The organism is Actinopolyspora xinjiangensis (assembly GCF_900104475.1).
Taxonomy (GTDB): Bacteria; Actinomycetota; Actinomycetes; order Mycobacteriales; family Pseudonocardiaceae; genus Actinopolyspora; species Actinopolyspora xinjiangensis.
On the sequence record NZ_FNJR01000010.1, the window covers coordinates 161,567 to 181,439 of the forward strand.

Below are 19,873 nucleotides of genomic sequence, written 5' to 3' on the forward strand. Positions count from 1 at the left end.
GCGAGTACCGGCTGGTCTGCAGGCGAGTGTCATGGAAGGGACTGTGGAAATGGGATACCGGGCGCGACTGCGGGTCTGGCGTGGTGACGCCGATTCGGGAGAGCTGCGGGACTACGAGGTCGACGCGGAGGAAGGCGAGGTGGTGCTGGACCTGCTGCACCGGTTGCAGGCGACCCAGTGCCCGGACCTGGCGGTGCGCTGGAACTGCAAGGCGGGCAAGTGTGGTTCCTGCTCCGCCGAGGTCAACGGCAGGCCGAGGCTGACCTGCATGACCAGGATGTCGCTCTTCGGCGAGGAGGAGACCATCACGGTCACCCCGATGCGCACCTTCCCGGTGATCAAGGATCTCGTCTGCGACGTCTCCTACAACTACGTCAAGGCGCGGGAGGTTCCCGCCTTCAGCCCTCCCGGGGGGCTGGAGCCCGGTGAGTACCGGATGCACCAGCGGGACGTGGAGCGGTCCCAGGAGTTCCGCAAATGCATCGAGTGCTTCCTGTGCCAGGACACCTGCCACGTGATCCGTGATCACTCCGAGAACAAGGAGTCGTTCTCCGGGCCTCGGTTCCTGATGCGGGTGGCGGAGCTGGAGATGCACCCGCTGGACTCCCACGAGGAGAAGGGCGGGAACCGTCCGGAGGAAGCCCGGGGAGACCACGGGCTCGGGTTCTGCAACATCACCAAGTGCTGCACCGAGGTGTGTCCGGAACACATCGGGATCACCGACAACGCGCTCATTCCGCTCAAGGAGCGGCTGGCCGACCAGCGCTACGATCCCCTGGGGAGGCTGTTCCGGCGTAAGAACCGGTAGTCCGGTACTTTCGCGCTGTACGGTGGTTCCGCCGCCTGCGTAGCTGGTCGCTTGGCGGAACCTCGCGCGGGCTCACGAGTGGGCCCGGAGACATCGAGTAGGCACTACGCCACGTAGCTCCCCGATGTCGGGGCGCCCGCGGCGAGCCCCGGGGTTCCGCCAAATGACCAGGCACGAAGATCCTCGCCGGGAGATCTCATTTCCCCTGGAGCTCGTCGTTGCGCGCGCTGAACCCGCGCCCCAGCCGGGCCACCTCGGCCTCCATCTGCGGCATCAGCTTCCGCACGGTGGGCAGCATCAGCCGCTCGACCAACCGCGAGGCGGGCAGGTTGCGCAGCCAGTGCATCAACATCACCGACCTGGGGACGTAGACGCGCCTGGCGCGGCGTTCCATGCCCGCCACGATCGCCCGGGAGCAGTCGGCGACGTTGGTGGTCGAGTGCATCGGCCAGGGAAGTTTCGCCCGCATCGCGCGGAAACTCGGCAGGTCGGCCGAGGCCTCGCGAACCAGGTCGGTGTCTATCCAGGAGGGATGCGCGCTGCCCACCGCCACCCCCAGGTGACGGACCTCGGAGCTCAGAGCGCTGGCCAGCGCCTCCGAACCGGCCTTGCTCGCGGTGTAGGCGGCCATGCCGCCGATCGGGGCGAACGCCGAGAGCGAGGAGACCACCAGCAGGTACCCCTGCCGTTCGATCAGGTGGGGCAGTGCCGCACGAGCGGTGTGGAACACCCCGTTGAGGTTGACGTCCACCGTCTTGGTGAAGGCACGCGGGTCGTGATGGCGCACGGTTCCGAAGGGTGCCACTCCGGCGTTGGCCATGACCACGTCGATGCCGCCCAGTTGTCGTGCGGTCTCGTCGATGGCGGCCCCTATCGACTCGGGGTCGGTGACGTCCGCCTCGAACCACGGGTGGCCGGGGCCGAGCTCGGCCGCGACCGAGGCCAGTTCCTCGGGTTCCAGGCCGATCAGGGCGACGCGCGCCCCTTTGTGAGCCAGATCGCGCGCGGTCTGGGCGCCGATCCCGCGTGCTGCACCCGTGACGGCGACTACTTTGCCCGACATCGACATGGGCATGGGGCCTCCCTGATCTCGCGAGCCGACTGAACGGCGGTGGTCCGAAGGACGACCGGCCGGGTTACCCATAGTAGGTTACTCGTTCGTAAAGTAAAGAGGTTCGACCTACGAGATCATCACCCGGCGGGGCGAAAACACCGGTTGCCCGGTCAGAAGTGCTCGCTGAGCCGGGAGAACGGCTCGACCGTGCGGAAGCCGGAGCCCGGATCCGGCAGTTCCCGCAGCTCCAGGCTCCAGGTCAGCGGGTGCGGCACCAGTACGGCGTTCAGTCCGGCGTGCAGGGCGGGCCAGATGTCCGAGCGCGGCGAGTTCCCGATCATCCAGGTTCGCGAGCCCTCCAGGCCGCGCTCGGCGACGAACCGCTCGTAGGTGGCCGTCTTCTTCTCCGGCACCACGGTGACGTCGGCGAAGAGCTCGCTGAGCCCGGAAGCCTTGATCTTGCCCGCCTGTTCGTCGGCGTCCCCCTTGGTGAGCAGATAGAGGTCGTGCCGTCGCGACAGCTCCCGCAGGGTCTCCTCGACGCCGTCGATCAACTCGATCCGCTGTTCCCGTATCGGGGTGCAGGCCCTGCGCAGCTCGATTCGGTCGGCCTCGGAGACATCACCATCGCGGAGGTGGCGCAGGCAGTCCAGCAGGCTGCGCTCGAAGCTGTCCACGCCGTAACCGTGGATTCGGCAGTTGGCCTTTTCGATCTCGTCCAGCTGCTCCCGCACCTGTTCCCGGGTGAGCTCCGGGTGCGCCAGATGGTCGATGAACGCTTCCACCGCGCGTTCGAACAGCACGTTGTTCTCCCACAACGTGTCGTCCGCGTCGAAGACCAGGCTCTCGCCCAACGGGTCCCTCCAGGTGGCGACTGCGAATTCCGGGGAACCGGTTCGGAAGGCCGTGCTCGCGAAACCGGTTCCGAGCCGCACCGGAGACTACCGTCTGGTACGGGCGTACCAACACCACCGAGCGAACCAACGCGGCCGTTCGGCAGGGACGTCGCGGACTCGCGGACGACGGACGAACGGCCGGGAGGTCAGAGACTCCGCTGCAGCTGCCGCAGCTCCTCGAGGGTCGGCACGCGCGAGTCCAGGAGCTGCCGGGCGATCGATTTCATCTCCTCGTCGGAGCCCTTGTCGATCTCGGTGCGGCACATCTCCACGATCGCCTCGTAGTAGTCGACCATCGACTTGACCCACAGCGAGTCGAACCTGCCCTGCTGGGCCTCCTCCAGCTTGGTGATCTCGCTGGCGACGTCGGTGCCCGGCATCTGCGAGTCTTCGCCGGTCCCGACGTCCTCGGGCGAGACCTCGCCCTCGCCGCGCTCCCGCAGCCAGGCGCTGATCTCCTCGATCCGCGGGCCGTGCTCCTGTTCGAGTCGTTCCGCCAGCTCCACGACCCGCTCGTCGGGGGCGTTCTTGATCGCCACCTCCAGCAGCTGCCGCTCGGCCTCGTGGTGGGCCACCATCTGCTGGGCGAACTCCAGGTCGGTGTCGACCCGCGCGGTCTCGTCGCCGTTGCCGGAGTCCTCGGCGGGCACGATCGCGCTCGGTGGTGGCGGGGTGCCCGGGCCGGGTTCCATGTCGCTCGGTTGTTCGTAGTTCGGCGAGCAGCCGGTCAGTGCCAGGACCGCGGCCCCAAGGACGCCGATGATCGTGCTCTTGCGCACCGTTGCCTCGCCTCCGGAAATACCGATCCTTCCCCGGGCGGGTCGGGTGCCGTACACGCACCGACACGCCTGCGGAGCCTTCCACCGCTGGGTCCAGCGGTCCGCCTGACCGAACAGGCGACCACCTGTCAGCTTAAGGGGTCCGCCTCGCGGAGATCCGTACAGGTGGTCCGTGCGCCCCTCGCCGCGGGGACGGGGCGGTCCCCACGGCGAGGGAACCCGCGCCGCGAGAGCTCCTCGGGCTGTCGGATGGATCTCACCCCTCGTGCCTTCGAGGAAGGGGATGAATAGGGTGACTACAGCCCGGACGCGTCGGAGTTGAACGCCAGGGCTAATATCCGCAGATGGCAGTTATCGAATCGATCATCGGGGAGCGAGTCGAACCGACGTCGGTTGCGACGCTGCCATCAGGGTTAGCCGGCCCGCACGGGCCGGGCGGTCCCGTGGTCGGGGCCGACAACGTCTTCGAGGCAGTGCAGGAGGCACCGTGACGGCCGTCGCGCCAGAGCCGATCACTTCGCGCCCCTATCCGGTGCGCAACACGTCCAAGGGATCCACACTGCTGGGACTGCTGCGTACCACCGACCCCAAGCAGCTCGGGATCCTCTACCTGGCCACCTCGATGGGATTCTTCCTGGTCGGCGGTCTGATGGCCATGTTGATCCGCGGCGAGCTCGCGGTCCCGGGGATGCAGTTCCTGTCGCAGGAGCAGTACAACCAGCTGTTCACCATGCACGGCACGATCATGCTGCTGCTGTACGCCACCCCGATCCTGTTCGGCTTCGCCAACTACATCCTGCCGCTGCAGATCGGCGCTCCCGACGTGGCCTTCCCCAGGCTGAACTCGCTGTCCTACTGGCTCTACCTGTTCGGTGGGATAACCGTGGTCAGCGGTTTCCTGGCTCCGGGCGGCGCGGCCGACTTCGGGTGGTTCGCCTACACACCGCTGTCCGACGCCGTGCACTCGCCCGGCATCGGCGCGGACCTGTGGATCTCCGGTCTGCTCGTCTCCGGACTGGGCACGATCCTCGGCGGTGTCAACATGATCACCACCGTGGTCTGCATGCGCGCGCCCGGCATGACCATGTGGCGGATGCCGATCTTCACCTGGAACATCCTGGTCACCAGCGTGCTGATCCTGATGGCCTTCCCCATCCTGACGGCGGCGCTGTTCGGGCTGCTGGCCGACCGGCACCTCGGCGCGCACGTGTTCGACCCCGCCAACGGCGGGGCGATCCTCTGGCAGCACCTGTTCTGGTTCTTCGGCCACCCCGAGGTCTACATCGTGGCGCTGCCGTTCTTCGGCATCGTCACCGAGATCTTCCCGGTGTTCTCCCGCAAGCCGCTGTTCGGCTACACCGGCCTGATCTACGCGACCCTCGGCATCGCCGCGCTGTCGGTCGTGGTCTGGGCCCACCACATGTACGCGACCGGCGCGGTGCTGCTGCCGTTCTTCGCGTTCACGACGTTCCTGATCGCGGTGCCCACCGGTATGAAGTTCTTCAACTGGATCGGCACCATGTGGCGCGGGCAGATCAGCTTCGAGACACCGATGGTCTTTTCCATCGGGTTCCTGGTCACCTTCCTGTTCGGCGGGCTGACCGGCGTGCTGCTGGCCTCACCGCCGATCGACTTCCACGTCTCGGACACCTACTTCGTGGTCGCGCACTTCCACTACGTGCTCTACGGCACGATCGTGTTCGCCACGTTCGCGGGCATCTACTTCTGGTTCCCCAAGATGACCGGCCGGATGATGGACGAGCGGTTGGGCAAGCTGCACTTCTGGCTGACCTTCATCGGCTTCCACGCCACGTTCCTGGTGCAGCACTGGCTGGGCAACGAGGGCATGCCCCGGCGCTACGCCGACTACCTGCCCGGCGACGGGTTCACCACGCTCAACACCATCTCGACGGCGGGCGCGTTCCTGCTGGGCGCGTCGATGCTGCCGTTCCTGTACAACGTGTTCAAAAGCTACCGCTACGGTGAGCTCGCCAACGTCGACGACCCGTGGGGCTACGGCAACTCGCTGGAGTGGGCCACCTCCTGCCCGCCGCCCAGGCACAACTTCACCGAGCTGCCCCGCATCCGTTCCGAGCGTCCCGCCTTCGAGCTGCACTACCCGCACATGAGCGAGCGGATGCGAGTGGAGAGCCACGTCGGCCTCTCCGGTAAACCGCTGGCACACGCCGGTGCCTCCGGTGACTCGGGTCACGACGGCGACTCCGGTGGCGCGCACAAGCTCGACGGGAAGTGATATTCGACCTAACGGCACGCCCCGCGGGTGTGTCACGGTAATCCCGCTCGACGGGGAGCCCCGGCCGGTCGGTCAGCCGACCGGTCCGGGGCTCTTGCTGTTCGGGGCCGGTCGCTCCGAACCCCGTAGGGTGGGCCGTGGAGTCGAATATCGAGGGAGTGCCGTCAGTCGTGACCACGTCAAATCCCACCACCGTGCTGATGACCGTGACAGGCCGTGACAAACCCGGGGTCACCTCGGTGCTGTTCGCCGCGCTGACCAGGCACGGGGTGGATGTGCTCGACGTCGAGCAGGTCGTGATCCGCGGGCGACTGGTCCTCGGGGTGCTCGTGGCGACCGAACACGACCCCGAGCAGCTGCAGGAGTCGGTCGAACAGGCGATGGCCACCGTCGGCATGACGGTCGAGGTCGAGATCGACGCCGAGGACGGGGAGGCCGACAAGCTCGGTTCGACCCACGTCGTCACCGTGCTCGGCCAACCCGTGTCGGCACGCAGCTTCTCCGAGGTGGCCCGCAAGCTCGCCGAGGTCGACGTCAACATCGACTCCATCCAGCGGGTCGCCGACTACCCGGTGACCGGCCTGCAGCTGTACGTCAGCGCGTCCGAGACCGGCGAGCACACCGACGAGATGCTCACTTCCGAGATGGCCGATCTCTCCGCCGGGATCGGTGTCGACGTCGCGGTGGAACGCACCGGGTTGGCCCGCCGCGCCAAGCGCCTCGTCGTCTTCGACGTCGACTCCACCCTGGTGCAGGGCGAGGTCATCGAGATGCTCGCCGCCAAGGCAGGCCGTGAGGAGGAGGTCCGCAAGGTCACCGAACAGGCCATGCGGGGTGAGGTGGACTTCTCCGAGTCGTTGCGCCGCAGGGTGGCGGTGCTGGAGGGGCTGCCCGCCTCGGTGCTCGACGAGGTCGGCAAGGAGCTGCGGCTGACCCCCGGCGCCCGCACCACGGTGCGCACCCTCCGCAGGCTCGGGTACCACACCGGTGTGGTCTCCGGCGGTTTCACCAGGATCATCGACCACTTGGTCGACGATCTGGGGCTGGACTTCAGCGCCGCCAACGACCTGGAGGTCGTGGACGGTAAGCTCACCGGGCGCGTCGTCGGCGAGATCGTCGACCGCAGTGGCAAGGCCCGCGCGCTGAAGCGGTTCGCCGAGTCCTACGACGTTCCGCTCTCGCAGTGCGTGGCGGTCGGTGACGGCGCCAACGACATGGATATGCTCGCCACGGCGGGGCTGGGGGTGGCGTTCAACGCCAAGCCCGCGCTGCGCGAGGTGGCCGACACCGCGCTGTCGCACCCGTTCCTCGACGCCGTGCTGTTCGTGCTCGGCGTGACTCGCGCCGAGGTCGAGGCCGCGGATGCCGAGGACGGGTTCGTCGCGCGTGTCCCGTTGGAAACGTGAGGTGTCCGACCCGATGCTGTCCAGCCGGGCGTGGCCCGTACGCCTGCTGCGGATTCTGTTCGGCGCGTTGGCCGTGACCGCCGTCGGCAGACAGTTCCTCGCCGAAGTGGGGCTGCCGCAGTTCTCCCCGGTGAACTTCTTCAGCTACTTCACCATCCTCAGCAACATCGCAGCCGGGGTGTTGCTGCTCCGCCTCGGGGCCGCGCCCGGCCGTGACGGCCACGCCGTTCTCGAATGGTGGCGCGGGGGCATGACCGTCTACATGGCCACGACGGGGATCGTCTTCGCGCTGCTGCTCGACGACGGCGATCTCGGGCTGACACTGCCCTGGGTGAACACGGTGATGCACCGCGTCATCCCGGCGGTGATGTTCGTGGACTGGATGCTGGTGCGCCCCCGGGCGCGGGTCGGCTACGGCCGCGCCCTCGCCTGGTTGGCCGTCCCGCTGGTCTACGTCACCTACGCGCTGGTGCGGGGTGCGGTGACGGGATGGTTCCCCTACCCCTTCCTGCGTCCCGGCGGTGCCGGTGGGGTCGACGGCGTGGTGCTGCACCTGGTCGTCATGGCGCTCGGCATCGCCCTCGCCGCGATGCTGGTCGCCTGGCTGGGCAACATCCGGTTGCGGGAGCGGGAGAAGGCCGCCGTCCCGGAAGGACAATCGGTCCCGTGAGTGAGCGCGCCGCCGTACTGAACCCGTTGACCGAGCGCTACACCTCCTGGCTGTCGCTGCCCGACCGGTCCACCGCCGACACCTCGGAGGAGAACCCGGACGACGTCGTGTTGATGCCGATGGTGCTGCGCATCGAACGCAGCACGCCGCCCGCGCGCACCGCGTTGCTGGAGGCCGCGGCCTCGGCGGCCGTGGCGGTGTGCCTCGATCCGCGCAGCGGGCAGGGTGGTCCGTGGCACGAGGCGGTCTCCGGCTGGGTCGACGGACGGATTCGCAAGGTGACCCGGCGAGCCCGGGGCTCGCACTGGCGCGCCGTGACGGAACTGCCCGGCATCACGGTCACCGTCGGCGGGGCTGAGGTGCGCGCGCTGCTGCCTGCCCGGGTGGCCGACATGCCGCGCGAACTCACCCGGCTGCAGATATCCGGCAGCGAACTCCCCGCCGACGAGCCGGGGGCACCGCCGGAGGGTAGGCCGGTGCTGTGGCTGAACCCGCATGTGGGGATGACGGCGGGCAAGGCGGCAGCGCAGGTCGGGCACGCCACCATGATCCTGGCCGCGCTGCTGCACGGGGACACCCGGCGGGCGGACGCCGTCGGTGAGCACGCCGAGGGCGAGCTGCGCCGTTGGCACGACGCCGGGTTCCCGTGCGCGGTGCGCACGCCGGACGCCGAAACCTGGCGGGAGCTGCTGCCGGGGGACGATCCCGCCTCGGCCTGGCGGGACCGCGGGGTGGCGGCGGTGCGCGACGCCGGGTTCACCGAGATCGACCCGGGAACCGTGACCGTGCTGGCGCGGTGGCCGCGCGAGGTCGAAGCGGGGAGCTGAGCGCGTCGCCGACCGCCGGGTGGCTCTGGCGTTCGGCGACGCGCTTTCAGTGCAGCACGCTTCCCATCTCGACGTGCGGCAGGTCGTGTCGGTAGGGCTGCGTGCTCTTGCCGCCGTCCACCACCAGGACGGTGCCGGTGATCCACTCGGCCTCGTCCGAGGCGAGGAAGGTTGTCGCCCGCGCGACGTCCTCGGGGCTTCCCTGTCGGCCCAGGGGGTACGAGGCGTCGCCCTGTTCCTTCGGGAGCCGTCGCAGTTTCCCGGCGAACGCGGTGTCGACGAATCCGGGGGCGACACTGTTCACCCTCACGGTGGGGACGAGCTGGTCGGCCAGATGCTGGCGCAGCACCTCCAGCGCGCTCTTGTTCCTGAACCTTTCACTCACCAGGATCTCCCGTGATCGGAGAGGTTTCGGTGAGTGAAAGCTAGTGGTGGGGACTGACACGGGGCTGACAGCTCGTCGACTTCGCTCCCGGCAGCCCAACGTAGCGCGGGGGCGTTCATCGGGAACCGGGCTGCCCGGAGAGGCTGAGTGCTACCGCCTCAGCTCCTCGGAGAGCCGGGCCGCGTCACTTCCGTCCTCGTCACCGACCCCACGAGCCGCCAGCGCCTCCCCGAGCTCGTCGGCGTGCCGCAGCGTGCGGATCAGGAAGGGCACCGTGAACGCGGCCACCGACCGCCCCGCGTCGCGTGCCCGCTGGGCCTCGCGGGTCTGTCTCGCGATCACCGACAGCGCTCCCACCGCCTGGACGGTCAACCCGACCAGCAGTCCCAGCGTCTCCGGCCGGACCCCGAAGCGGCGCAACGGGGAGGCCGCCCGTTCGATCGCGGCCACCAGGTCGTCGACCCTGGTGGTGAGGGTGAACAGGTTGGCGGCGCCGATGGCCACCAGCAGCCGCAGGCACACCACGGCGGCGCTGAGGGCGCCCAGCAACCACCACTGCAACGCGAAGACGACCGCCAGCAGCACCAGCACCGTGCGCATGGTCCGCAGGACCACCCCGGGGCGCAGGCGTGCCACCGCGAACCCGACGCACAGCACAGCCGCGCCGACACCGAGCTGCCACAGCCGGTCGAACACCACGATCAGCACGGCGAAGACCAGCAGTGCCAGGAACTTCCACCCGGCGGGCAACCGGTGCAGCGGACTGCGACCGGGTTGGTAGAGGCCGATCACGTTGCTCATACCACCAGCTCCCGGTAGTACCGCAGCGCCTCGTCGGGCTCGTCGTCGGCGACGACGCGTCCTTCGTCGAGCACCACCACGCGGTCGAAGTCGTCGAGCAGCTCCAGGTCGTGGGTCACGAGGACGACCTGCTGTTCGAGCCCGCGCAGTCGTTCCGCGAAACGTCGTTTGTTGCGCAGGTCCAGCAGCGTCGTCGGCTCGTCGCAGACCAGCACGTCGGGTTCCAGGACCAGCATCGCGCACAGCGCGAGCAACTGCTTCTGCCCGCCGGAGAGCTGCTGGGCCGGATGCTCCGCGTAGCCCGCCAGGCCGTGCTCGGCCAGCGCCTCGGCGGCCCTGCGCTCCCGTTCGGCCTTGGGAATCCCCTTCCTGCGCAGTGAGAAGGCGACGTCCTCACCGGCGGTGGGCATGACTATCTGCGAGTCCGGGTTGGTGAACACGAAACCCACCCGGTTGCGCACGCGTTTGCCGTCCCGGGCGGGATCCAGCCCGTCCACCAGTACCCGCCCCCGCGTGGGCAGCACCAGTCCGTTGATCATCCGGGCGAGGGTGGACTTGCCGGAACCGTTGGCGCCCACGAAGGCCACCCGACGCTCGTCCAGCCGCAACCGGACGTCGTCGAGCACCGTGTGCTCGCCGTAGGAGTGCCCGACTCCGTCGAACTCGATCAACCGAACTTCCGCCTTTCCGGTTCGCCTCGCGGCCCGCCGCTTCAGCGGACCAGCTCCCACATGGTGGCGATCCCCAGGCCGCCACCGGAGGACAGCGCGGCCATCCCCACCGATTCTCCGCACCGCAGCATCCGGTGGAACAGGCGCACCACCAGCACCGCGCCGGAGGCCGCCCACGGGTGCCCCAACGCGATCGCACCCCCGTCCGGGCTGACCAGCCGCTCGTCCAGGCCCACGGCGTCCAGGCACGCCAGCACCTGCCCGGCGAACGCCTCGGTGAACTCCACCACCTCCGGGCGGCGTCGCTGCCGCCGCAGCACGGCGCGCATCGCGGGTACCGCCGCCGTGCCCAGCCGGTTCGGGTCGGAGCCCGCGACCTCGGCGTCCAGCAGCCGCAGCCCCGGCACGCCGCTCTCCCGCCGCAGGCGTTCACTGGTCACCGCCACCATCGCGGCCCCGTCCGCGATGCCGCAGGAGTTCGCGGCCGTGGCGGTGCCGTCGGCGGTGAAGGCGGGCGGGAAGCGGCCCAGCCGCCGGACGTCGAACCCGGCGCGCGGTCGCTCGTCGCGCCCCACCCCGTTGACTGCGACCAGCTCCGCGTCGAACGCTCCCTCCTCCCGCGCGGCAGAGGCGCGCCGGTGGCTGCGCGCGGCGAACTCGTCCTGCCGCTGTCGGGTGATTCCGGCCTCGGCGGCGACCAGGTCGGCGGCGGGCCCCATGTCCGGATCCCCGACGTCGGGTGGTGCGAACGGCGCCCGCGAGTAGAACCGGGGAGGCTCGGTGGCGTCCCGTGGCCGCCAGGCGCGCCACGGTGCGGTCGAGGCGCTCTCCGCGCCGCCCGCCAGATAGCGTTCCCCGGCTCCGGCCGAGACCAACCGGGCGGCGGTCACGATCGTGCTCAATCCGCTGGCGCACTGCCGGTCCACGGTCATGCCGGGGGTCTCGTGGCCGAGTCCGGCGCGCAGCGCCGCCACCCGGGCCGGGTTGCCACCAGGACCCCGGGTGTTTCCCAGCAGTACCTCGTCGACTCGCTCGAACCCGGCGTCCTCGCCGACAACGGCGGTGACGCTCGCCGCCAGGCGGTCGAGTTCGACGTCGCGCAGCGAGCCACCCGCCGTGCCGACGGGGGAGCGGCGCGCCGCCGTGACCACCGGTGTCAGCGGCCCCGCGGGCGCGGTGCTCATCGCGCCACCTCCGAGGCCGCCCCCTCCGCCGCGAGCCACTCGCGCACCGCGTCGCGCGCGGGCTTGCCGGAGGAGGTGCGGGGCAGCTCGCCGACCGAGAGCCAGCGGCGGGGACGTTGTGCCTTCCCGAGGGACTCCCGCGCGACCCGGCGCAGTTCCACCGGGTCGGGATCGGCCCCGGGGTCGGGCTCGACCACGGCGGTGACCAGGGAGCCGAACCTGGCGTGCGGCGTGCCCGCCACCACGACGTCGAACACTCCCTCGGCGGCGCGAAGCGCGTTCTCCACCTCCTCGGCGACCACGAGCGTGCCGCCGGTCTCGATCACCGCCGAGCCCCGGCCCAGCACCCGGAAGCCGTCCCGGTGCGAGCCGACCGCGAGATCGCCCACGCTGCTGAAACCGGGATCGGCGGGACACAACCGTCCTGACTCCAGGTGGCCGCTGAAACTCAGCGGAGAGCGCACCCACAGCTCGCCGGGCCCGTTCGCGGGAGCAGGGGCATCCGGTTCGCCGATGCTGACCTCGACGTGCGCGGCGGGGTGCAGCAGTCGGTCCGCGCCGCGCAGCGCCACCACGGAGTGCTCGGCCGAACCGTAGTACTCCACCAGCTCACAACCGGGGAGCAGTTCGCCCAACCTGTTCCGGAGCTCCTCGTCGGACTTCGCCCCGCCGCACACGAACCTGCGCACCCGGCACGCCGCGAGCAGCCACGGCCGCCGTTCGAGCACCGCCAGCAGCGCTCGCAGCATCGAGGGCACCAGATGCACGGCGGTGGCCCTCGTGCACGCCTCGGCGGCCTCGGCCGCGGACCAGCGCTCCAGCAGCTCCACCTCGCAGCCGAGGTGCATCGCGTGCAGGGCGCCGAAGACGAACAGCGAGGAGCTCAGCGGTCCGGGGATCAGAACCCTGTCTTGCCCGGTCACCCCCACCTCGAAGGCGTCGAAGCTGTACCACCAGGAGCGCCGGGTGCGGGCCAGCACGCGGGCGCGGCCCGTACTTCCCGAGGTGGTGGGCAGGTAGAACAGGGTCTCGCCGTCGCCTCGCGGGACGACCGGCTCCGGATCGGCGCGGACGGGCCCCTCGACGAACACGTCGGGTGCGGCGTCGCGCAGCACCCCGGCGCGGTCGGCCTCGCCCCAGTCCGGGGCCGCCAGGAGGGTCGCCGCGCCGAGCAGGTCGGCGCCCAGCAGTCGGCACAGCCCGGTGCGGGCGTCCTCCTCGGCCTCGACGAACACGCGGCTGCCCGGCCCAGCCCCGGCTCGGGCGAGTTCGGTGGCCGCCGCGTGTGCCTCCGAACGGAGCTCGGCTCCGGTGATCCGCCAGGAAGGTGAGCTGACGGCGCGTGGCGCGCCGCCCGCCAGGACGGGCGGCGACGGCGGGACGGAGGGCGCGGTGGTGCCTGTGCGGGGGGTCATCGAGCTGTCGAGGCCTTCCGGGGTGTGCTGTTCGGGAAGGCGCGGTGCACGGCGGCGGCCACCAGCGACACCACCACGACCTTGGCGAGGTCGCCGGGTACGTAACGGAGCATGGCGATGCCCGCCGCGCGGAAGTCGCCGATGACCGCGGCCATGACCGGCAGCCCGACCAGGTAGTCCACGGCGATACCGGCCAGGTTGGCCACCAGCAGCACCGGCAGCGTGGGCTTGCGGGACAGGAACACGATCAGGCCCACCACGAGGGCGGAGAGGATCCAGCCGAACAGGAATCCCGCGCTGGGGCCGAAGAAGGGGGCTATTCCGCCGCGCCCACCGGACAGCAGCGGCAGGCCGAGCGCCACCAGGGTCAGGAACAGCACCACCGAGGCGGTTCCCCGGCGCGGGCCCAGCAGGCTCCCGGACAGCAGCGGCCCCAGGTTCTGCAACACGATCGGCGCCGCCGCGCCCGCCAGGTAGATGCCGGGAAAGGTGCCGAGCACGGCGATGAAGGCGGCGAACACCACGATCCTGGCGAGATCCGCGGCCGGTTGGCGGTGCCGCGTGGCGGACCGCTGGGGAGTGGAGTCGGACAACGCTGCTCTCCTGTGCGAACGGTCGAAAGCGAGCTCACCCGGACGGACGGTACGCGACGTGGACTCGCCCGTTCCGGTGATACTTCCGCCGATCGGTTGACGGAAGCGGTGCGAACCTAACCGGCACCGGGCCGGTTACAGAAAAGATCGCCCGCCGTTGTGGGGTTCCCACAACCGAGGAGGCAAGCCCGGTGACCTCTCGGGAACCGCCGAGCACCCGATCGTGGCGGGAGGACACGATCGGTTACGCCGGGCGCGGGCGTGGCCGGTTTCGCACCGTCCCGCGAGGGAAATCCGGAGGGTGTCCCGCAATGCCCGGCGCCTCGGCTGTGAGGTCCGGGAGTGTTCCGAGAGGTGTCACCGTGCTTTCGATGCTGCGCAACTACGGAATGGATTCGGACAAGATGTTCGGGGCGGGGATGGCCTCGATACTCCTCGCGGTCGTCTCCTGGGTGGCCTCCCGTGGCCTGCGAGGAGAGGCTCTGGCTCGTGCGGACAGGTGGGGAATCTTCATCGGGGAGTGGGCGCCGACGTTCTTCGCGCTCGGTGCGGCCATGCGCGTGGAGGAGTACACGCACCCGGAGATGCCCCGGCAGTCCGAACGTCAGCACGAACGGGACAGGAGTGTCTCCGAGTTCAGCGGATGAGCGAGTCCCCTGGCTGAGCTCGGTGCCGGGCTGGGATCCGATGGGGAGTGGGATCCCGGTGGGGAACCGCCGGTTCGGCCCCACCGCTGAACCCCGCCCTCACCGGTTCGCCGCGGCCTCGTCGAGCCGTCGCAGCGCTCCCCGCACCACCTGCGGGTCCTCGGTGCTCCAGAACGGCGGAAGCGAGGCACGCAGGAATCCCCCGTAGCGTGCCGTGCTCAGCCTGGGGTCCAGGATCGCGATGACCCCGCGGTCGCTCGCCGAGCGCAGCAGCCTGCCCGCCCCCTGCGCGAGCAGCAGCGCGGCGTGCGTCCCGGCCACGGTGATGAAGCCGTTGCCGCCCCGTGCCGAGATCGCCTGCTGTCTGGCGGAGGCGAGCGGATCGTCCGGCCGGGGGAAGGGAATCCGGTCCATCACCACCAGCTGCAACGACCGGCCCGGGACGTCCACCCCCTGCCACAGCGACAGGGTGCCGAACAGGCTGGTCGCCGGATCTCCGGCGAACGAGTCGACCAGCTGCGAGGTGCTGTCCTCGCCCTGGCACAGCACCGGAGTGGACAGTCGTTGCCGAAGTTCCTCGCTGGCCTGACGAGCGGCGCGCATGGAGGAGAACAATCCGAGGGTGCGCCCGCCCGCCGCGGTCACCAGTTCGGTGAGTTCGTCCAGGTACGCCTCGGGAAGACCGTCCCTGCCCGGTTTCGGCAGGTGCCGCGCCACGTAGAGGATGCCGCTGCGGGGGTAGTCGAACGGCGAGCCCACGTCCAGCCCCACCCAGCTCGGTTCCGAACCGTCCGAGGGAGGCTCCTGCGCCGTCGCGGTGTCGGTGGCCGGTCGAGCCTCCCGCCGCGGCGGCAGTCCCCACTGCGCCGCCAACGTGTCGAACGAGCCGCCCAGCGCCAGCGTCGCCGAGGTCAGCACCGTGGTGCGCTGTTCGAAGAGGCGTTCCCGCAGCAGTCCGCCCACCCCCAGCGGTGCCACCCGCAGCGAGGGAGCCCTGTTGTTCTCCGCGCTGACCCAGATCACGTCGCGCCGATCCTGCTCCGGCTGGTCGAACGCCGCCAGCAACCGGTCCGCCGTGTCACGGATCTCCTGGGTCGGCGCCAGCGCCAGCTTGCGCGCGCTGCCAGTCTCCACGTCCTCGCGCTGTTCCGGTCCCAGCGCGCTCACGCACGCCGTCGCCGCCTCGCGCACGGTGGACAGCGCCGCCGCCAGCTGTTCGGGAAGTTCCCGCAACCGGCCGGGCTCGGTTTCGCCGAGCAGGAACTCGAGCCCCTCGCCCGCCTCGTTCAGGCGGTCGGCGACCTCCTCGTCCACCGCGCGCCCGCACTTCCTGGACGCCTGCTTGATGGCGTTGCCCGAGAGCTCGCCGCCCGCCGCGTTGGTGACCCGGTCGACCAGGTCGTGCGCCTCGTCGATCACCACCATGTCGTGCTCGGGCAGCACCGGACGCTCATCCAGCGCGTCGATCGCGAGCAGGGCGTGGTTGGTGACCACGATGTCGGCGCGCCCGGCCTCGTTGCGCGCCTGCTCGGCGAAGCAGTCCGCACCCACCGGGCAGCGGTGGGCTCCCAGGCACTCGTTGCCGGTCACCGAGAGCTGCCGCCAGGCCCGCTCCGAGACGCCGGGCACGAGTTCGTCCCGGTCGCCGGTCTCGGTTTCCGAGGCCCATTCGTGAACCCTTCGCACCTCGCGTTCCAGTGAGGAGGCGGCGAACGGGTCGAACAGCGCCCCTTCGTCCGGTTCCTCGGGGGCGTTGCCGTGCACCCGGTTCAGGCACAGGTAGTTGCGCCTGCCCTTGAGGATCGCGAACGTGGGCCTCCTGCCCAGCGAGTCGGCCAGCGCGTTCGCCAGGCGTGGGAGGTCGCGGTCCACCAGCTGGCGTTGCAGCGCGATCGTCGCGGTGGAAACCACCACGGTGGTGTGCGCGGCGACCGCGTGGCGGATGGCCGGGACCAGGTAGGCCAGCGACTTGCCCGTGCCGGTCCCCGCCTGCACCGCGAGGTGCTCGCCGGACTCGATGGCGTGCTCGACGGCCTCGGCCATGGCGGTCTGCCCGTCACGGGGAGTGCCGCCGACGGCCCGCACCGCCTCAGAGAGCAATGTGGACAGATCGGCCGGTTCGACGTCGGTTCGCTTGGTGGCTGCCCCCTGCGCCGTTCCGCCCGGTCGCGCCGCGCCGCCCGCGTCCGAGCCGGTCGTGAGGTCGCGCGGCGGCCCGGCGGGTTCCACCCCGGGAGGTTCGGAACTCGGCTCAGAGCTCGTCAGCTCCGGAGGCAGCTCCTCGGTGCCGTCGGGCTCGAAGACGTCGGGAACGGACCAGTTGGGAACGGATGCTGGCACGGTCACCGACGCTACCGCAGCGGTCCCACACCATCGCAGCCGTCCGCGCCGCGAGGAGCCGCCGTCCGGTGCGCCCCCTCAGGGGGCACCACCCCGACGAGTGCGCGCCCGGAGGAGCCGGGTCGCGGGGAAGCCGTTCCACGCCGGAGCCGAGCGACCTCGTGCGGCTCCCGCCGCTCAACCCCGGACCACCGGCTCACCGGACAGCTCGACCCCGGCCTCGCGCAACTGGCGCAGCGCGCCCTCCACCGTCTCGGGGGCCACTCCCGCCGTCAGCCCCAACAGCACCCGAGTGTCGAACCCCGCGGCGGCGGAGTCCAGCGCGGTGGCACGCACGCAGTGGTCGGTGGCCAACCCGACCACCTCGACCTCCCGCACGTCCCGGGCGGTCAACCACTCCGCCAGACCGTTGCCCTCGAAACCGGAGTAGCCGTGGCTGTACTGCCCCTTGGAGAACACCGCGTCGATGGGGGCCACGTCCAGCTCCGGGTGGAACCCGGCCCCCGCGCTTCCCGCCACGCAGTGCACCGGCCAGGAGGTCACGAAGTCGGGGCTGTCCGAGAAGTGCTCCCCCGGGTCGATGTGGTAATCGCGGGTGGCCACCACATGGTCGTGGTCCGAGTCGGCCAGCAGCCGCGAGATCGCGGACGCCGTCTCCGCGCCGCCGTCCACCGCCAGCGCACCGCCCTCGCAGAAGTCGTTCTGCACGTCGACGACGATCAGCGCCTTGGACATCGATACCTCCAACAGCCGAGTCGGGCCGCCCGTTCGCGGGGTCCGAACCGGAAGGTCAGAACCCCTCGAACACCGTGGGTATCGCGGGTTCGCCCGCCGAGAGCTTGAGCCCTTCCCACGGCAGGCTCACCAGGGCGTGCCGCAGTCGCTGCCTATTGTCCTCCAGGGCGGGGAGGTTCTCGACCCGCTCGCCGTTCCGGAGCAGCGGCCGCTGCATGAACCTGTCGTGCGGGCCCGCCTTCGGCGGTTCGATACCGGGGCCGTTGCGGTGGACCACCTCCTCCAGCGCGGTCCCGGTGGGCTTGTGCCTGCGCAGCGCGTTCTTGCTGCCGCCCCGCGACTCCTTGTGCGAGCTGCGCTTGACGACCGGTCGACCGTCCACCTCGGCCAGTTTGTAGACCATTCCGCAGGTGGGATACCCCGAGCCGGTGACGAGCGAGGTGCCGACGCCGTAGACGTCCACCGGTTCGGCCCGCAGCGAGGCGATGGCGAACTCGTCGAGGTCGCCGGAGACCACGATCCGCGTTCCCGTGGCGCCCAGCGAGTCGAGCTGTTCCCTGGCCTGCCTGGCCAGCACGCCCACGTCGCCGGAGTCGATACGCACCGCCCCGAGTTCGGTTCCCGCCACGTCCACGGCGGTGCGGATTCCCTCGGTGATGTCGTAGGTGTCCACCAGCAGGGTGGTGTCCGCCCCCAGCGCGGCGACCTGGGCCTCGAACGCCTCCCGTTCGGTGTCGTGCAGCATCGTGAACGCGTGCGCCGAGGTGCCCGCCGTGGGGATGCCGTACCTCGCGCCCGCCAGCAGATTCGAGGTGGCGGTGAATCCGGCCAGGTAGGCGGCCCTCGCCGAGGCCACCGCCGATTCCTCGTGGGTACGCCGGGACCCCATCTCGATGATGCGCCTGCCGTTGGCCGCCGAGGCCATGCGCGTGGCCGCCGCGGCCACCGCGCTGTCGTGGTTGAGGATCGACAGGACCACCGTCTCCAGCAGCACGGCTTCGGCGAAGGTGCCGCTGACGGTCAGCAGCGGGGAACCGGGGAAGTAGAGCTCCCCCTCCGGGTAGCCGTCGACGTCGCCGGTGAACCGGAAGTCGGCGAGCCACTCCAGCGTCCGCCGGTCGCAGACCCGGTCGCGTTCCAGGGCCCGCAGCACGTCCTCGTCGAACCGGAAGTTCTCCACCGCCTCCAGCAACCGTTCGACACCGCCGACCACCCCGTATCGGCGGCCGTCGGGAAGGCGCCGGGTGAACACCTCGAACACGCAGCGACGGCCCGCCGTGCCGTCGTGCAACGCGCTGCTGAGCATGGTCAGTTCGTAGTGGTCGGTGCGCAGCGCGGTACTGGCTGGATCGGTCATGTCCGCGAGATTACGTGTCCGGCCAAACCGCGTGGGCGGCAGCCGCACACCGGCGGCGTGTGAGAATGGAAGCATGACCACGCCCGCCGAAGTGGAAAGTACGCAGGCCGAACCGGAGGAGGCCGCGACCGAGGAGCGTCCGTGGGTGACGATCGTCTGGAACGATCCGGTCAACCTGATGTCGTACGTGACCTACGTACTCCAGAAGATCTTCGGCTACAGCAAGGAGCACGCCACCAAGCTCATGCTGGACGTGCACAACAAGGGCCGGGCCGTGGTCTCATCCGGCTCCAAGGAAAAGGTGGAGGGCGACGTGGCGAAACTGCACGCCGCGGGTCTCTGGGCCACCATGCAGCACGACTCGTGAACGGGCAGCGAATCCAGTGCAGGATTGGACACGCGACAACGACAGGCTGGTGACCGAGCTCGAACCGAACGAGGCCGCGGTGGTCCGCGGACTCGTCGGTGAGATCAAGGACATGCTCACCGCCCGCGCCGATCAGGCGCCGCAGGACGAACTCGCCGAGCTGACCGGGATGCGCGCCGGGCCGAGCACACCCCCGGAGGAGAGCGTGCTGGCCAGGCTGCTGCCCGATTTCATCCGCCCCGAGCGGGACAGCTTCGAGCCGGAGGCGGAGAGCGCCGACACCGCCGGTGCGCTGAGATCGCTGCACGAGCCCGAGCTGATCGAGCACAAGAGCGGTGTGGCCGCCACGGTGCTGGACACCTGCCCCGAGCGGGGCGGGAAGGTCTCGTTGACCGAGGAGCAGGCCGAGAGCTGGCTCTCGGCGCTCAACGACGTGCGGCTGGCGCTCGGTACCGCGCTCGGGGTCTCCGAGGAGGTTCCCGACGAGCCCCCCGAGGACCAACTGCAGCGCGAGCACTACTACGTCTACCAGTGGCTGACCTGGGTGCAGGAGAGCCTCATCCAGGCGCTGAGCTCCTGAGACCGGCCGCGAGGCCCGTTCGCGCACGGTCACCGGCTCGGCCCTTCTCGTGGTCTCGGGCCGCTCCCGAACAGCGCGTACGGTGGGCGTTCCCCGCGACATGC

Annotated in this window: 20 protein-coding genes; 8 read left to right on the forward strand and 12 right to left on the reverse strand. The window is 70.3% G+C overall.

The window, feature by feature from the left end; all coding sequences use genetic code 11:
- Nucleotides 1–49 precede the first annotated feature (49 nt).
- Nucleotides 50–808: a succinate dehydrogenase/fumarate reductase iron-sulfur subunit gene (locus BLQ75_RS16085; RefSeq protein WP_092603156.1), complete on the forward strand. Its 759-nt coding sequence runs from the start codon at nucleotides 50–52 to the stop codon at nucleotides 806–808.
- A gap of 196 nt (nucleotides 809–1,004) precedes the next feature.
- Here the strand turns inward: BLQ75_RS16085 and BLQ75_RS16090 are convergent, their stop codons facing one another.
- From BLQ75_RS16090 to BLQ75_RS16100, 3 genes are all read right to left on the reverse strand, one after another.
- Complete coding sequence (locus BLQ75_RS16090) at nucleotides 1,005–1,877, reverse strand: SDR family oxidoreductase (protein WP_211481415.1); 873 nt, start codon at nucleotides 1,875–1,877, stop codon at nucleotides 1,005–1,007.
- Between the two features lie 155 nt (nucleotides 1,878–2,032).
- A complete protein-coding gene (locus BLQ75_RS16095; RefSeq protein WP_092603293.1) occupies nucleotides 2,033–2,716 on the reverse strand; it encodes an HAD family hydrolase in 684 nt (227 codons plus the stop codon).
- 188 nt (nucleotides 2,717–2,904) lie between these two features.
- A complete protein-coding gene (locus tag BLQ75_RS16100) occupies nucleotides 2,905–3,537 on the reverse strand; it encodes a DUF305 domain-containing protein (RefSeq protein WP_244515620.1) in 633 nt (210 codons plus the stop codon).
- A 487-nt stretch (nucleotides 3,538–4,024) separates the two neighbouring features.
- Here BLQ75_RS16100 and ctaD point away from each other — a divergent pair, with 487 nt between their 5' ends.
- The 4 genes from ctaD (at nucleotide 4,025) to BLQ75_RS16120 (ending at nucleotide 8,694) form a co-directional block, all read left to right on the forward strand.
- Nucleotides 4,025–5,791, forward strand: a complete 1,767-nt coding sequence (gene ctaD / locus BLQ75_RS16105; protein ID WP_092603160.1) for an aa3-type cytochrome oxidase subunit I — start codon at nucleotides 4,025–4,027, stop codon at nucleotides 5,789–5,791.
- A 170-nt stretch (nucleotides 5,792–5,961) separates the two neighbouring features.
- The gene (serB, locus tag BLQ75_RS16110) at nucleotides 5,962–7,197 is read left to right on the forward strand and encodes a phosphoserine phosphatase SerB (RefSeq protein ID WP_092603162.1); all 1,236 of its coding nucleotides are present in this window, start codon (nucleotides 5,962–5,964) and stop codon (nucleotides 7,195–7,197) included.
- Between the two features lies 1 nt (nucleotide 7,198).
- Nucleotides 7,199–7,867: a Pr6Pr family membrane protein gene (locus BLQ75_RS16115; protein ID WP_244515622.1), complete on the forward strand. Its 669-nt coding sequence runs from the start codon at nucleotides 7,199–7,201 to the stop codon at nucleotides 7,865–7,867.
- A complete protein-coding gene (locus tag BLQ75_RS16120) occupies nucleotides 7,864–8,694 on the forward strand; it encodes a peptidyl-tRNA hydrolase (protein WP_092603164.1) in 831 nt (276 codons plus the stop codon). Before BLQ75_RS16115 ends, BLQ75_RS16120 begins: the two co-directional genes overlap by 4 nt.
- 46 nt (nucleotides 8,695–8,740) lie before the next feature.
- Here BLQ75_RS16120 and BLQ75_RS16125 read toward each other — a convergent pair whose 3' ends face one another.
- The 6 genes from BLQ75_RS16125 to BLQ75_RS16150 form a co-directional block, all read right to left on the reverse strand.
- Nucleotides 8,741–9,079, reverse strand: coding sequence for an SDR family oxidoreductase (locus tag BLQ75_RS16125; RefSeq protein WP_211481408.1), 339 nt, complete (start codon nucleotides 9,077–9,079; stop codon nucleotides 8,741–8,743).
- A gap of 150 nt (nucleotides 9,080–9,229) precedes the next feature.
- Nucleotides 9,230–9,880 carry an energy-coupling factor transporter transmembrane component T family protein gene (locus BLQ75_RS16130; RefSeq protein WP_170837533.1) on the reverse strand — a complete coding sequence of 217 codons (651 nt, stop codon included), beginning with the start codon at nucleotides 9,878–9,880 and terminating at the stop codon, nucleotides 9,230–9,232.
- On the reverse strand, nucleotides 9,877–10,551 hold the full coding sequence (locus tag BLQ75_RS16135) for an energy-coupling factor ABC transporter ATP-binding protein (protein ID WP_092603168.1): 675 nt from the start codon (nucleotides 10,549–10,551) through the stop codon (nucleotides 9,877–9,879). The genes BLQ75_RS16130 and BLQ75_RS16135 overlap by 4 nt, the downstream gene beginning before the upstream one ends.
- 41 nt (nucleotides 10,552–10,592) lie before the next feature.
- Nucleotides 10,593–11,735, reverse strand: coding sequence for a thiolase family protein (locus BLQ75_RS16140; protein ID WP_092603170.1), 1,143 nt, complete (start codon nucleotides 11,733–11,735; stop codon nucleotides 10,593–10,595).
- Entirely contained in the window at nucleotides 11,732–13,150 is a 1,419-nt protein-coding gene (locus tag BLQ75_RS16145) for a class I adenylate-forming enzyme family protein (RefSeq protein ID WP_092603172.1), read from the reverse strand. Before BLQ75_RS16145 ends, BLQ75_RS16140 begins: the two co-directional genes overlap by 4 nt.
- On the reverse strand, nucleotides 13,147–13,743 hold the full coding sequence (locus BLQ75_RS16150) for a biotin transporter BioY (RefSeq protein WP_092603174.1): 597 nt from the start codon (nucleotides 13,741–13,743) through the stop codon (nucleotides 13,147–13,149). The genes BLQ75_RS16145 and BLQ75_RS16150 overlap by 4 nt, the downstream gene beginning before the upstream one ends.
- Before the next feature lie 371 nt (nucleotides 13,744–14,114).
- Between BLQ75_RS16150 and BLQ75_RS16155 the strand changes: the two genes are divergently transcribed.
- Nucleotides 14,115–14,390, forward strand: a complete 276-nt coding sequence (locus BLQ75_RS16155) for a hypothetical protein (RefSeq protein WP_244515624.1) — start codon at nucleotides 14,115–14,117, stop codon at nucleotides 14,388–14,390.
- A gap of 99 nt (nucleotides 14,391–14,489) precedes the next feature.
- On the opposite strand, the gene BLQ75_RS16160 is transcribed toward BLQ75_RS16155, so the two are convergent.
- The 3 genes from BLQ75_RS16160 to BLQ75_RS16170 form a co-directional block, all read right to left on the reverse strand.
- Entirely contained in the window at nucleotides 14,490–16,730 is a 2,241-nt protein-coding gene (locus BLQ75_RS16160; protein WP_280137850.1) for an ATP-dependent DNA helicase, read from the reverse strand.
- Between the two features lie 177 nt (nucleotides 16,731–16,907).
- Complete coding sequence (locus BLQ75_RS16165; RefSeq protein WP_092603177.1) at nucleotides 16,908–17,465, reverse strand: nicotinamidase; 558 nt, start codon at nucleotides 17,463–17,465, stop codon at nucleotides 16,908–16,910.
- A gap of 55 nt (nucleotides 17,466–17,520) precedes the next feature.
- Nucleotides 17,521–18,822: a nicotinate phosphoribosyltransferase gene (locus BLQ75_RS16170; RefSeq protein WP_092603179.1), complete on the reverse strand. Its 1,302-nt coding sequence runs from the start codon at nucleotides 18,820–18,822 to the stop codon at nucleotides 17,521–17,523.
- A 73-nt stretch (nucleotides 18,823–18,895) separates the two neighbouring features.
- On the opposite strand from BLQ75_RS16170, the gene clpS reads away from it, so the two are divergent.
- Both clpS and BLQ75_RS16180 read left to right on the forward strand, forming a co-directional pair.
- Nucleotides 18,896–19,189 carry an ATP-dependent Clp protease adapter ClpS gene (gene clpS / locus BLQ75_RS16175; RefSeq protein ID WP_043578327.1) on the forward strand — a complete coding sequence of 98 codons (294 nt, stop codon included), beginning with the start codon at nucleotides 18,896–18,898 and terminating at the stop codon, nucleotides 19,187–19,189.
- A 16-nt stretch (nucleotides 19,190–19,205) separates the two neighbouring features.
- Nucleotides 19,206–19,769 (forward strand): DUF2017 domain-containing protein, encoded by a 564-nt coding sequence (locus BLQ75_RS16180; RefSeq protein WP_092603181.1) that lies wholly within the window; start codon nucleotides 19,206–19,208, stop codon nucleotides 19,767–19,769.
- The last annotated feature ends 104 nt before the right edge of the window (nucleotides 19,770–19,873 follow it).

Coding starts and splice junctions, on each gene's coding strand:
- BLQ75_RS16090 (WP_211481415.1), bottom strand. CDS start 1,877: ATGTCGATGTCGGGCAAAGTAGTCGCCGTCACGGGTGCAGCACGCGGG.
- BLQ75_RS16155 (WP_244515624.1), top strand. CDS start 14,115: ATGCTGCGCAACTACGGAATGGATTCGGACAAGATGTTCGGGGCGGGG.
- BLQ75_RS16140 (WP_092603170.1), bottom strand. CDS start 11,735: ATGAGCACCGCGCCCGCGGGGCCGCTGACACCGGTGGTCACGGCGGCG.
- BLQ75_RS16170 (WP_092603179.1), bottom strand. CDS start 18,822: ATGACCGATCCAGCCAGTACCGCGCTGCGCACCGACCACTACGAACTG.
- BLQ75_RS16165 (WP_092603177.1), bottom strand. CDS start 17,465: ATGTCCAAGGCGCTGATCGTCGTCGACGTGCAGAACGACTTCTGCGAG.
- clpS (WP_043578327.1), top strand. CDS start 18,896: ATGACCACGCCCGCCGAAGTGGAAAGTACGCAGGCCGAACCGGAGGAG.
- BLQ75_RS16130 (WP_170837533.1), bottom strand. CDS start 9,880: ATGAGCAACGTGATCGGCCTCTACCAACCCGGTCGCAGTCCGCTGCAC.
- BLQ75_RS16085 (WP_092603156.1), top strand. CDS start 50: ATGGGATACCGGGCGCGACTGCGGGTCTGGCGTGGTGACGCCGATTCG.
- BLQ75_RS16145 (WP_092603172.1), bottom strand. CDS start 13,150: ATGACCCCCCGCACAGGCACCACCGCGCCCTCCGTCCCGCCGTCGCCG.